We start from the raw sequence: 12,850 nt of genomic DNA, 5'->3' as shown, positions 1-12,850 counted from the left end.
CCGGATGTTGGCATACTACAATTGCCATACGAAATTTGCTGCGATTTGAATTAATTGTTTTGGAGAGGTAACTATGGGTGGAACAGCTTTTATTGTCATCAACCTTGCCCTCATTTTTTACTCGATTGGCGTGTGGAGTGAGCGGTTCGCCGGGCGACTAAAGCCCTGGCACCTGGCCTTCTTTTGGCTAGGGATTGTTTGCGACACTTGGGGGACTGGCCTTATGTTCGACATGGCTGGTGGCTTGACCTTTGATGTCCACGGCATCAGTGGCTTGTTGGCCATCCTTCTTATGCTCATTCATGCAGTGTGGGCAACCGTCGTTTTGGTACGCAAGGATGAACAGGCACTCACCAGTTTTCATCGCTTTAGTGTAATTGTGTGGGTCATTTGGCTCATTCCTTACCTTAGCCCAATGTTTTTCCAGATGGCTGAACTTGCCTAAAGCTACCCTAAAAAGTGGGTAACGGCCGTTGCAAAGGCAGATGGCCGTTCCAAATGCGTGGTGTGTCCAGCGTGGGGGATGACGTGGAGACGGCCGTCTGGTAACTGAGCTGCCATCTGTTGATTGATGCTGATAAACTTGGCATCTAGTTCCCCAGCAATGAGCAGTGTGGGCAAGGTAAGCGTGGGCAAGCAAGGCCAGAGCGATGGCTGCGCCCCCGTGCCCATGCCTCGCAGCGAATTGGCCAGCCCAACCGGGCTGTTTTGCAACCGCTGCTGGCGCAGCCGCTGGCGAACCCCGTCAGGAAGCTGCGCCTGGCTCGCCCAGAGTGGCAATGCCTCCCATCGTTTTACAAATGCCTCGATGCCCTTGACCTCAATCCAGTCGGCCAATGCTTCATCACTTTGGCGGCGGGCGGCACGTTCTGGCTCGGTTGCCAGTCCGGGCGAGCTACTTTCTAAAATAAGGTGGCTGAATCGCTCACGATAGTTGCAGGCCAGGTAAAGTGCCAATCGGCCACCCATTGAGTAGCCAAGTACGGCCGTTTGCACAATTTGCCACGCATCTAGCAAGGCGATGATGTCGGTAGCCACCAGGGGCATGGCGTAGCGATTAGGATTTGGGGGGCAAGCGGAACGGCCGTGTCCCAATACATCTACACTGAGCACCGAATACTGTTTACTGAAAACTGAAACGTGCTCGCTCCAGTTTGCCCCACTGCCCGTAAACCCATGCAGCAGCAACAACGATGACTTCGTCGGATTCCCGTGGCGGACTGCATGGTAGCGCACGCCATTCAATAAATAATCACGCGCCTCAGCCATCTTGCAGAGTCAAAATGTATTCGGGGATTTCTGTGCCGCGACCGTGGGCAAAGCCGCTATCTTCACCTGTGATGACAAAGCCGCACTTTTGCAGCACCCGCAGTGAGCCAACATTGTCTTGCGCGACGCGTGCATAAAGCGGGCGGGCGGGGTGCTGCTGTAAAAATTGGCGCAGCGCGGCGGTGGCAATCCCTTTGCCCCAGAAAGATTCCCCCAGCCAATAGGTAATTTCTGGTTCGCCGAACCAACTGTGACACGCGATGCTGCCCGCCACGTGGTCGTTGTACAAAATTGTTCGGAGGATCACGCCCGCATCCGCCCGAATTTTGGCCCAATGGCTATCAAATGCTGCTCGATTGGTGGGGTCTTTGGCGGTGAAGGCGGCCATCTGCACCCCGGCAGGCTCTTGCTGCTGGGCAAAGAAGATGGGCAAATCGTCGTCTTGCACGTCGCGTAGCTGCACATGGCTGGGCAACGGGATGGTGTGGATGGTGCGCCAGGCGGGGTCGTTGGGGCCGCGCTGCATCAGTTGTAGCTGATGGATGGGGGTGGCGAAACGGCCGTCTGTCCATTCAGTCTGCTCCAATTTTGCCAATGCCTCACCAAATGCCGCACCTTTTAGCCGCATCGTTAGGGTGAGGTGCGGCCGAAATTTGCGGTGCTTGTCCTTACCCATCACGCCCAAAAGCGAGTTTCGGATAGCCAGCATATTCTCTGTTGACTGCACGCCCAAATAAATTACCCGCTGGCCAAAGGTGTAGATGCCACCCAGGTGCAGCGTCAGCGGTTTGAGATAGGGTGCCAGGCTGGTGAGCTTTTCAATGAGCACGCCTTCATTGGCGGCGCTGGGTTTCCCGGTGCGCCAATAAGTCCCTGCCAGCGTCACATGCGGCGGCGTAATTTGGGACGTTTTCCAATCAAATTGTTCGCGCAGTTGCTGAATCTGTTCGATTTTCTCACCTGCGGGGAATGCCCCCACAAAAATCCGATAATCGCCGCTGCGCTGGCGCGGCATTGGGGTTTTCTTCTTCGGTTTCTTTTTGTATAGTTTTGGTTTTCGCATAAATTTTTTACCGCAGAGAGCGCGGAGGCCTCAGAGATTTAACTACAATTCCTCTGTGTTCTCTGTGGCAAATCCTTAATTTGGGTAGTTGTGTTGGGTGAGGGCAAAGGCGCGTTGCACAACGGCCGTATCCATCCCAAAATGCAAGGCGACGCTAGTCGCCACATCACCCACGAGAACTGTATCAAACCTTTGTCCCCAGTCAAAGCGATTGAGCACCCACGGCCGTTCTGCCATGTTGAAACGCCACTGCTGGTTGTTGATCACTTTGTTGATGATGACAAAATCGAGAAACAGGCCATTTTCACCGTAATCATTTTCTGTCGCCGCCCGGTAAGTGGCATCGTCTACCGGCTCATCAATCAGGGTGAAGACGACGGGCTTGGGATGAGGGCGCTGTTCAATTTGGTACGTGGCCTGGCCAGACGGCCGTACCGCATACTGCAAAAAGGGCGACCGCCGGTGCATGACACCCCGGCTGCTAATGGGCAGCAGCGCATACAGCGGAATGCCTACGTCCACCAGCCACTTTTGCCCGTCCAGCACAATCACGCTGGCCGTATGGCAGCCAATGGACTCCCTCATGTTGTTGATAGTCAGATAACCCTCATAGCCCAACGTTTGCAGCAGGGCAAAAAAGGCGTAGTTGCTCTCAAAGCAGGTGCCGCCTGCGCCCTGGGCCATCGTTTCCTGCCAGAACTGCTCTGGCCAGCGGGGGGCTGGGTTGTCGGCGCGCCGCACGATGCGGAATACGCTTTCCCATGGTACAGTACGATAATAGGCAGCCAGCAGCTTTTCTAGCGTGGGCAGGGTAGCAGGCACTCGCTTTTTGATCCCCAAAAAAGCCAGTACCTTGTTTGTTAGTTCATCATTCAAGTTAGTTGTTGACATAAAATATCTTTGCGACGTTCGAGGTTAATTTAGCAGGACTCACGCATTTTTCGGGCTGTGGCCAGCGTCTCGCCGTGCCACCTAGTCGGCTCGGTCAGGAGACCGGCCGGAGCAACTGCGTAAGTCCTGTTTAGTAGGGGCGACTCCCCGTGGTCGCCCAAATCAGGGTAGACACGGGAGTATGCCCCTTGAGCACAAGCTAGTTCAGTCACGGCGGGTCAAAGCCCCACTTGCCCAGGATGGCTTGTCCTTCATCACTGAGAACAAAGACTATAAACGCTTGCGCCAATTCAGGCGAGGGCGCGTCCGCCAGCGGGGCGATTAAGTAGCTGGCAACCACGTTTTGCGCCGCTGAGATAGGAATTTGCTGCACCTGGCTGGCAATATCCGGTGTCACGTCCGACGTGTAAACGAGACCCGCATCCGCTTCGCCGAGCGCAATTTTGGCCACAATCTGGCGCACATTATCTTCCTCAGAAACCAGATTCGCATAAATTTTCGGCTGAAGTTCGGCGGGTAGGCTGGCGATAATCTCGTCGCTGTATTGGCGCACCGGCACGCCCTCCACTGCCAGAATGAGCTGCACACCGGGCTGGGCTAAATCTTCGAGGGCAACAATGCCCGCCGGATTGTCAACCGGGACGATCAGGGTAAGTTGGTTGGCAACAAATAGCGTCTCGCTGCCCGCCGCAATGCGCCCCGCCTCTACCGCAGTTTGCATTTGGGCCGGATTGGCCGAAGCAAACAGGTCTGCCACCGCGCCCTCTCGTAGCTGTGCCGCCAGTTGGGACGATCCGGCAAAGTTTAGCAATATCCGCACCCCGTCATGCTGTGCTTCAAACGTTTCTGCTAGCTCGTTGAAGGCATCGGTGAGCGATGCGGCGGCAAAAACGGTGATTTCCTTAGGGGCGGCGGTGGGGCGATTTGGGCCGCAGCTTGCCAGGAGAATAGCCAGCAGCCCGAAAATAAAAGGTTTGCTTTTCATAGTCCAAATTCTATAAGCAGTTTAGGGTCTGCACAAAACGGATACTCGATGCTGCATTGAAGTTTGCGCCTGTTCTGGCTACAATGTAAATCATCTAGGACTTACGCATCTGCCCTAACTAGACTACAAAAGTCTTGAGACTCATGAGGTAAATTCCAGAGAGAACGAGACTTTTGTAGTCTTCATTGCATAAGTTCTGTCATCGTTATCCTGTGCCAATCGCCAATTTCAGGGAACCAGCAGCATGAATGAATCGCAAAAACCAGACCCATCACGCCAAACAAGCAGCGGACAGGCCGACCCGGCCCCTTCCACTCACACGGAAGGGGATTATATGGTCGGGGATAAGGTTGGCGGCGATAAATTTGAGGGTGACAAGATTACCTTTAACATAAACTATCCCGCCCCGAACCAACCCGCTGCTGACCCCGAAACTCAAGAAAGCGTGCGTGTCTACGAACACGGCCGTTACAATCTCGCCAGCCAATTTGTAGGTCGGAAAAAGGAACTGCAAGAGCTGGACGATTGGCAGGCCGATGCCAGCCGCCCCATGTTTGTCATCGTCGCCCTGGGCGGCACGGGCAAAAGCGCCCTGACCTGGCATTGGCTGGAAACGGTTAAAGCGCGGGCCGAGCAGCCGTTTAAGCTCATCATCTGGCACGGCTTTTATGAGACGGGGCAGGTAGACACCTTTCTGACCGACGTGCTTCAGTTTTTGGGCGAGAAGCCGCAAGAACTGGGCAGCAAGCGGGTGCAGCTTAACCGATTGCTGGAACGATTGGCCGCCGTGCCTGCCCTCATCGTTTTGGATGGGGCGGAGCGACTGCTGCGGGCCTACAGCGGGATGAACGCCGCCTACCAAGGGGATGAAGAACAACAGGTGCAGCGGGCGCTTGAATGTGTCGATCCCGTTGCTGGCGAACTGCTGCTGGGGTTGTCCCAACTGACCAACGGCAGCAAAACGTTGATGACCACCCGCCTGATGCCGCAAGAGCTTTTGGGGCGGGGCAACAGGCTGCCCAGCCGCATTGGCCGTCGCGATTTGACCGGGCTGGACCCGGACGACGCCGTGCGCTTTTTCAGCGAATGGGGCATCCAGACGACACCGGCCGAGGTGAAGGTGGTTTGCGAACCGCTGGAGTACCACCCCTTTTGCATGGCCCTGCTGGCCGGGACCGCCGCTCACGATTTTGTGGCCCCCAACGACCTGCGCCGTGGCCAACTACGACCCCACCCACGACCTGCTGGGCCGGCGGCAGCATATCTTGCAGCGCGCCTACGAGCGTCTGGCTGACCGCGTAGCCGTCCATATGCAACTGATTGTTTATTTTGAAGCCGTGCCCAAGCTACAAAAGATAAATAGCCTGGGCGACCTGGCACCAACAATTGAGCTGTACCACCACCTGACCCGCGCCGAACGGTACGATGAAGCCGTCGTCCTTTTCCGCGACCGGCTGGCAAACCCGTTGTATTTTCAATTGGGTGCGTATCAAAAAGTGATTGAGTTGCTGCGGGCTTTGTTTCCCGATGGGGAGGCTAAGCCGTCGCGTTTGAATAAGGAAGGTGACCAGGCGTGGACGCTGAATTTGCTAGCCATTAGTTATAGTGCGGCGGGACAGCCGGAAGCGGCCGTTCCGCTTTGCCAACAAGCCGTTGACATTTACGAGAAACAGGGCGACAAAAAGAGTACTGCCGTTGGCCTCGGCGATCTGGCAGACGATCAAACAAAAATTGGCGCGCTGGCGGCGGCGGCCGACAACCTGCGCCGCAGCATTGCGCTCTGCCAGGAAATTGAAGATCGCTTTTGGGAGGCGGTGGGGCATCAGGCATACGGCCGTTTGCTAGCCACCTGCGGCGATTGGGCCAATTCCGCTGCTGAACTGGATTTGTCTACTGCTTGCTGGGATTCAACAGACGATTATCAAGGTTTATGTCTTGATTGGGCTTACCGGGCACTTTCCGCCTTGCTGCAAGGAGATGGTGTGGCGGCGCAGCCCGCAGCCCAGGAAGCACTGCGCCTCGCCGACGAAACTGCCCGCACCAGCTATCCAGTTGAGCGGGATTACGTGCGGGCACATTGGCTGCTGGGCTGTGCGGCGCTGGCACAGGGTAACTATCCAGAAAGCCAAACCCGCCTCGACGAAGCGCTGCGCCGCTGCCGGGCTATCAACATGGTACACCATGAACCAGCCATTCTGCTAGCCCAGGCCCGCCTGGCCCGCGCTACGGGGCAAGCAAACCGTTCACACGCCTACGCCCAGCAAGCGGTCACCATTGCCCAGCGCGCCGGCTACGTCCTCGACCTGGCCGACTGCCACAACCATCTGGCCCACCTGGCTCTGGACGCGGGTGACACCGCCGCCGCGCGCAGCGAGGCACGCGCCCATGCCCAAACCGCCCGCGACTACGCCTTCTGCGACGGCCCACCCTACGCCTACCAATCCGCCCTCGACGAAGCCGAGCGGCTGATCAACACCCTCTCACAAGCTTAACCTCTCATTGCACTTGTCATTCCGCGCAGGCGGGAATCCATTTAATTGTAAGAGTGGATACCCGCATTCGCGGGTATGACAGGGTAGAAATTTTGGCTCATGAGTAGAAAGTGTGCGTCAATGTGACAGTCACTTCTGAAGTGACTGTCACATAAGGGCAATTCGCACACATTTCATAGATGAGCCGAAATTTTTATAAAGGAACAACTCTAATAATCTCCCACAGGCTTGATCCAGGAGCAAGGACATAGCGGAACTTCTACACAATAAAACATAAAACGGCCGCTGCACCGGGGATGGGGCAACGGCCGTCTTGAGAAGAAGAGGCAAAATTTAAGGGTTAGTCATTGAGATGCTTCTCAACCCGATCGCGCATCACCTGCATCACGGCGGGTGGCCCGCTCATCTCTAGCCAGACGTCTGATTCAGGCTCGAACCGCAGCACAAACCGAGCGGTGGGAATATATTTCTGCGCCAACGGAATGTATTGCAAAATGGTTTCACCCAGTTCTGCGGTGTAATCCAGCTTCATTTTCAGGCAATCCTCACCTAAGTCTGCGTTAGTTGTGGCCTCGGTAATTTGCTTGCCCAGTGCGCCTAGATTGATCAACTCAGAATCATCGTGTCCACCAACCTGATCCAAAAAAGGAAAATCTTCTGGCGAGATGGGGATACGCACCAGCGGCTTCACAGGCACTTCGCTGACCCATTCGTTGGAGAGGCCACCTGCTGCCGACAAGGGCATGCGGCGGAATGTTTCACGCGGCAGCACGTACAGCGTGCCGCTGTGCCAGGGCTCTTTATCTAACCACTCTTGATTGATGGAAAAGTTGTACACACCAATTTCATCACCAGCGTCGTTTTGGAAATATTGCACGCCGTTGCGAATGGAGCCAGGGAGCTTGCTGCGGTTGACCACGGCAAAAAAGAGGGGCCAAAGGCCATCGTGGGTGCCGTAGATGCCCTGCACGTTGCCGCGCCCGCTCCTGTCTTTTAGCTCCATCGAGGTGCGGCGGGTGCTAAATTCCTCGATGTCGGGTTTGGCGGAGCCGTGGAAGATGAACTTTTCCTGCGCGGCCAGGTAGCGCAGAAATTCATGTTTGGGGTAGGGGAGCGTGTAGGTGAGGATACGGCCGTTTCCTCCCAAAACTTCATCCAGCAGCGCAGCAAAATCAGCTTCCTTGCCAGCATCCAACTGCATTTCGGGGGGCAGCAACCCTTGCCCCGTTGGGTAATCAGGTTTGGGTGGCGGCGAGTTGCTGTAAGCCAGTTCAAAATCACCCCCAACTGTGACGCTAGTCAATTTACCGCCGTCATCGAAATTGAAAACAACGGGTGCGTCAGCCATCGGTCCTCGAACGAGGGTAAAAGCATGAGGCTCCCCAGTGGGTTCCAATATCATTTCATACCCTTCCGGCACGCCTGGTGCAGCACTGGTGAGACGGCCGTTTCGCACCCGCACATCCAGCAAAAATGTGTCTAAACTGTAATACCCTTCGTATGTTTGCAGCATTTTTTTAGGCTCTCCTTCATAATATATTGCGTGTTACGTATTCCGTTTTTCTTACGCAATACGCACTACGTAATACACGGTTCATCCTTCATCTAGGCAGCTTCAATTTGTGGATTTTCAGCAGGCTCGGCGCTGCCCTCAGGCTCCTCCGGTGCCATTTGCTCATGGTCGGGCAGCAAATCTTCCGCATTGCGGACGACATTGAACGAAAACGCTGCTAACACCACGAGGCTGGCCATCACGCCAGAGAAGACCATCATCAACCCCATGCCTGCACCGCTGCCCGTGCCGACCAGCCAGCCAAAGGTGCCTGCCAACGCACCCCCTTCCTGCATGGCCGGCTCCATTACAAAATCGGCCAGGGGGCCAGCGATGAGCTGTGCCACCGGGGCCGACACCCAGGCGATGAGACGGCGAATGGCAAAAACGCGCCCCTGCACGTCTGGGGCCACCTTTGCTTGCCAGATGGCCTGGTTCGAGCCGTTGATGAGCGGTACCAGTGCAGACATGATGAAGCCCATTACCAACCAAATCGGCAAAATTTGCCCTGCGCCAAAAATCGCCTGAGCCACGCCAGAAATGACCCAGCCAATCACCACGCCATGCACCAGCCGCTTGGGGCCGCCCCAGGCACTCATCACCAAGCCACCCACCACGCCCCCAATGGCCGAGGCGGACTGCACCGAGCCGAAGATCAGCTCATTGTTGCCAGTGCGCGCCAAAATCATCGGGGCAAAAACGGTGAATCCCAGCGACACCATGAAGTTGGCGCCAAAAAAGAGGAGTTGCAATCCCAGCAGGCTGGGGCGGGTCAGAATGTAGCGGAAGCCATAGGCAGATTCTTGCCACAGGCTGCCCTGGCTCTCTTTGCCCGCCTCGGTTTGTTTGGGGTTGGGAATATGCACCACCAGCAGAGCCCCGATAGCGACGGTGAAGGTGATGATGTCTATGGCGAAAATGGCGTTCATGCCGAAAAAACTGAGCAGCGCGCCCGCTAAAACCGGGGCAAAAATACCAGAGCCAGATTCTGCCAGTGAGATCATGCCGTTGGCGCGGGCGTACTGCTTTTTGGGCAGCATGGTGCTGATGGCGGCGGAGTAGGCAGGCCATTGAAAGGTTTGGAAGGTGCCGGAAATGGCGGCAGTGATGTACAGATGCCACACTTGTAGCGTTCCTGTGGCAAACAAAATGAGCACGATGATGGTGACGACACCAGAGGCCAAATCGCTCACCATCATCATCAGCTTGCGGTCGTTGCGGTCTACAATGGCACCGGCCATGGGGCTAACAACAAGCAGCGGCACCAGGAAGAAGAAGCCGATGAGCGCCAGGTCGGTGGCGCGGCCTGTTTGCTCAAATGCCCAAATGGTGAGGGCGAAATTGGTCATGCTGGTGCCCAGCAGGGAAACCAATTGACCAACCCAGACAACGGTAAAGCCAGTCATGCCTGCGGGGCGTTTTGTGTCGTCACTCATTGAGAAAGATCCTTGTGATTTGTTATTCTGAGCGAAGCGAAGAATCCCGTTCGGCTTCGCTAACCAGTTTTACATTGTGCTTGGGAGATTTCTCCCTGCGGTCGAAATGACAAGGGTATGTTATTGACGCTGAGCCAAAATATTTTGCTCAGAGATAAGACCAGTGATTTTATCGCCGAGGGTATCATCTTCGCGCAAAATCTGAAATGGGTGGGTTTGGGCGTAGGCTAAATGGTAGCTTGCCAGGCTGTCTGGGGTGAGTGGTTGGGCAACGGCCGTAAAAATCGTCTTATTTGCCAGTTCTGTAAGCAACACACCCACGTTTTGCCCGTCGCGCCATATGGTTACAAAGCAGAGGCTTTCCGCCGAGCCGCTAAATTGGGTCATTGCTTCGTACGCATCTGGTAGGTAGAGAGACGGCCGTACCCCCAAAACCGTCATCTCGGTGGGCTGAATGGCTTGTCCGAGCGTTTCCCAGGTGCGTAACACGCCGGGCGTGCGCCTCCCTCGGTCGTTGAGTGAGGCCAGAAGTGGTTCGGTGTCGCCTGCTAGTGCGGCCGTCATGATTTCTTCGGTTTGGCTAAAGGTTTGGTTGTAAATGGCCGTTTCCACCGCATCCAGCCCCAACAGCCAGTTTAGCCCCGCCTGATTGGCTGAGGTTAGCTGCAAGGCATCGTTTTGCACGGCGGCCTGAACCAGACCACCATCCGGCAATTGGTAATCCCCAGCCAACGCAGCCAGCGAAACTGGCGGAGAAGCTGGTAGCTTTGGTGGCGACGGAACCTCATCACCAAAAATGAGTGCTTCTAGCGGGTCTTGCAGCGTCATGATGAGCACATCGCCGTGGTAATCGGTGTTGCAAAAGAGCATGAGCGTGACGCCCGCATCGACCCAGCGGCGGAAGAGGGCACTGCTGCCGTAGCTGCTGGCGCCGTTATGCTGGATGCAACGGCCGTTTTCCGTCTCTAGAATGCGCCAGCCATAGCCGTACTCCCGCTGCTCCGGCGTGTACATCTTTTGCTTGGCTTTGGCCGATAAAATCCCGTCGCCCTGCAAAGCGATGTGCCAGCGGAACATATCTTCGGTAGTGGAGAGCATGTCGCCGTTGCCCAATAAATTCCAGGACGGATACGCTTTTTCTAGCGGGGTACCGAACTCGTTACGGCCGTTGTACCAATGTGCCACGTTCATCTCTGACCAATTTGGCAGGCGGTAGCCGGTGTGCAGCATTCCGGCGGGCGTGAACAGCTCTTCTTGCAGAAATTGCTCATACGGCCGTTGCGCCACCTGCTCCACGATGGCGGCTAGCAGGGTGTACCCCGCATTTGAGTAATCATAATCGCCGCCAGGTGGAAAAAGTAGCTCAGACTCTAATATTTTGAGTACCGTTTCCTCTTTATCGGCCATCTCATAATCTTCCCCCGTGTAATTAAGCAAGCCAGCCGTGTGGGTAAGCAGGTGGTGCAGGGTAATGGCGGCTTTGTCGGTGGGCACGCCAGGGAAAAATTTGTGGATGGGGTCGCTGCTATTTAGCTTGCCCTGCATCTCTAACTTCATGATGGCGGCAGCGGTGAACTGCTTGGTCACAGACCCCAGGCTAAACACGGTTTGGGCACTGTTAGGCACGTTTTGGGCGCGATTGGCCAGCCCGTACCCTTTGTTAAGCACAATCTTGCCATCTTGGGAAAGCAATGCAGCCCCCGCAAAGCCAAAGGGGGTGATGCGGCTCAGATACTCATCCAGCCGCTGGCCGAGCTCATCTTGCACTATCATGCGCTGCTGACTCCAGTTTCTGGCTGCATCTCTTCGGGTGACGTTTCTTCATCGGGGCTAGGCGGGGTGTTGGAACGGCCGTCTTCCACCGTGAGCAGCGCGGGAATGAAGAAGCCAGCAATGCCCGCCAGCACGGTTGCCAATCCCGCTATAATAAACAACGGCCGTTCGCCAAACTGGTCGGCCAAAGGGCCAGCCAACACCAGGCCGATGGGTGTCATCGCCGTCGCCAAACTGCCAATTAAGGACATGACGCGCCCTTGCATGTCGGGAGCTACGGCCGCTTGCAAAATCGCCCGCACCGGGCCATTAACCATAGCAATCATGCTGCCGCTGATGAAGCCGCCAACAACAGCCAGCCAATACAGGTTAGCAGGTGCCAAGCCCGTCAGACTAATGCCTATCCCCAGCCCAACCAGTCCCATGAGCGAGGTGTAGATTCGCTTTTTAAAGCCGCCCCAGGCACCCAAAATTAAGCCACCCACAATAATCCCCACGCCAAACGTGGATTGCATCAGCCCAAATTCCCAGGCACCGCCACCAAAATAATCAGACACCAGCAGCGGCAGCAGAGAGATGACGGGGGTGAGGACAAAGTTCACCAGCATCGCCAGCAGCATCAGCAGCAAGATGCCGGGCCACGCCCAAACGTAGGCCAGCCCCTGCCGCATTTGCGTCCAATAGGACTCTTTTTGCCCGGTGGCAAGCTCTTCGGCCGATTTTTCTGGCTGCGGCACAAAGATGAAGAGTAGGGGAATGATGGCAAACAGCGCAGTCACAACATCTATGGCCAGGATGCCCTGCATGGGCAAGGTGGCCAGCAGCAGCGCCCCCAGCGGCGCACCGATGATGCCTAAACCGCCTTCCAACATTTGGTTGATGCCCTGAATGCGGGTGAGGTGCTCGTGGGGTACCATCAGCGAGGTAGAGGCTTGCATCGCCGGGCCGTGGAAGGCGCTGCCTAACGAGCGAACAAACACCAGGGCAAAAATGTGCCAGATTTCAATTGCTTCGATCCAGAATAGATAGGCGAGCAGGAGGGTGGCCAGCGCAATGACGCTGTCGGCCAGAAACATTGTCCAGCGGCGGCTCCAACGGTCTACTAGCACCCCGGCAAAGGGGCCGAGCAGCACCTGGGGCAAAAAGGCAACCAGCGAGGAGGTAGCCAAAATGGTGGCGGAGCCGGTTTCCTGTGTTAGCCACCAGACGAGGGCAAACTGTACTGCCGCACTGCCCACCAACGACAATGCTTGCCCGGACCAGATGATAAAAAACGGCCGTAACGATTTAGAATTATTCATAAAATTGGCCTGTTTTGTGCAAAAAATTACGATGACAATGAAAAATCTTTAGCTGAATGCCAAGAATAATAATCTTTGACATTAAGAT

At 55.8% G+C, this 12,850-nt stretch carries 11 protein-coding genes; 3 read left to right on the top strand and 8 right to left on the bottom strand.

Annotation, left to right across the window (positions count from 1 at the left end):
* Positions 1-73 precede the first annotated feature (73 nt).
* Complete coding sequence (locus ACOQPM_RS20020; RefSeq protein WP_420632027.1) at positions 74-445, top strand: HsmA family protein; 372 nt, start codon at positions 74-76, stop codon at positions 443-445.
* 2 nt (positions 446-447) lie between these two features.
* On the opposite strand, the gene menH is transcribed toward ACOQPM_RS20020, so the two are convergent.
* The 4 genes from menH to modA form a co-directional block, all read right to left on the bottom strand.
* Entirely contained in the window at positions 448-1,269 is an 822-nt protein-coding gene (gene menH / locus ACOQPM_RS20015; protein WP_420632026.1) for a 2-succinyl-6-hydroxy-2,4-cyclohexadiene-1-carboxylate synthase, read from the bottom strand.
* Positions 1,262-2,332 carry a GNAT family N-acetyltransferase gene (locus tag ACOQPM_RS20010; RefSeq protein WP_420632025.1) on the bottom strand — a complete coding sequence of 357 codons (1,071 nt, stop codon included), beginning with the start codon at positions 2,330-2,332 and terminating at the stop codon, positions 1,262-1,264. The genes menH and ACOQPM_RS20010 overlap by 8 nt, the downstream gene beginning before the upstream one ends.
* 75 nt (positions 2,333-2,407) lie before the next feature.
* Positions 2,408-3,223 (bottom strand): arylamine N-acetyltransferase, encoded by an 816-nt coding sequence (locus tag ACOQPM_RS20005; protein WP_420632024.1) that lies wholly within the window; start codon positions 3,221-3,223, stop codon positions 2,408-2,410.
* Positions 3,224-3,431: 208 nt separating this feature from the next.
* Positions 3,432-4,208: a molybdate ABC transporter substrate-binding protein gene (gene modA, locus ACOQPM_RS20000; RefSeq protein WP_420632023.1), complete on the bottom strand. Its 777-nt coding sequence runs from the start codon at positions 4,206-4,208 to the stop codon at positions 3,432-3,434.
* Positions 4,209-4,452: 244 nt separating this feature from the next.
* Between modA and ACOQPM_RS19995 the strand changes: the two genes are divergently transcribed.
* Positions 4,453-5,502: a hypothetical protein gene (locus tag ACOQPM_RS19995; RefSeq protein ID WP_420632022.1), complete on the top strand. Its 1,050-nt coding sequence runs from the start codon at positions 4,453-4,455 to the stop codon at positions 5,500-5,502.
* Positions 5,423-6,700: a tetratricopeptide repeat protein gene (locus tag ACOQPM_RS19990; RefSeq protein WP_420632021.1), complete on the top strand. Its 1,278-nt coding sequence runs from the start codon at positions 5,423-5,425 to the stop codon at positions 6,698-6,700. The genes ACOQPM_RS19995 and ACOQPM_RS19990 overlap by 80 nt, the downstream gene beginning before the upstream one ends.
* Before the next feature lie 340 nt (positions 6,701-7,040).
* Here ACOQPM_RS19990 and ACOQPM_RS19985 read toward each other — a convergent pair whose 3' ends face one another.
* From ACOQPM_RS19985 to ACOQPM_RS19970, 4 genes are all read right to left on the bottom strand, one after another.
* Positions 7,041-8,213: a hypothetical protein gene (locus ACOQPM_RS19985; protein WP_420632020.1), complete on the bottom strand. Its 1,173-nt coding sequence runs from the start codon at positions 8,211-8,213 to the stop codon at positions 7,041-7,043.
* 92 nt (positions 8,214-8,305) lie between these two features.
* Positions 8,306-9,688: an MFS transporter gene (locus ACOQPM_RS19980; RefSeq protein ID WP_420632019.1), complete on the bottom strand. Its 1,383-nt coding sequence runs from the start codon at positions 9,686-9,688 to the stop codon at positions 8,306-8,308.
* A 120-nt stretch (positions 9,689-9,808) separates the two neighbouring features.
* Positions 9,809-11,461 (bottom strand): serine hydrolase domain-containing protein, encoded by a 1,653-nt coding sequence (locus ACOQPM_RS19975; protein WP_420632018.1) that lies wholly within the window; start codon positions 11,459-11,461, stop codon positions 9,809-9,811.
* On the bottom strand, positions 11,458-12,762 hold the full coding sequence (locus ACOQPM_RS19970) for an MFS transporter (protein WP_420632017.1): 1,305 nt from the start codon (positions 12,760-12,762) through the stop codon (positions 11,458-11,460). Before ACOQPM_RS19970 ends, ACOQPM_RS19975 begins: the two co-directional genes overlap by 4 nt.
* Positions 12,763-12,850 lie beyond the last annotated feature (88 nt).

The organism is Candidatus Leptofilum sp. (genome assembly GCF_965223525.1).
Taxonomy (GTDB): domain Bacteria; phylum Chloroflexota; class Anaerolineae; order Promineifilales; family Promineifilaceae; genus Leptofilum.
The sequence above is the reverse complement of the archived record's forward strand: the minus strand, read 5'-3'. Positions and strand labels throughout refer to the sequence as shown.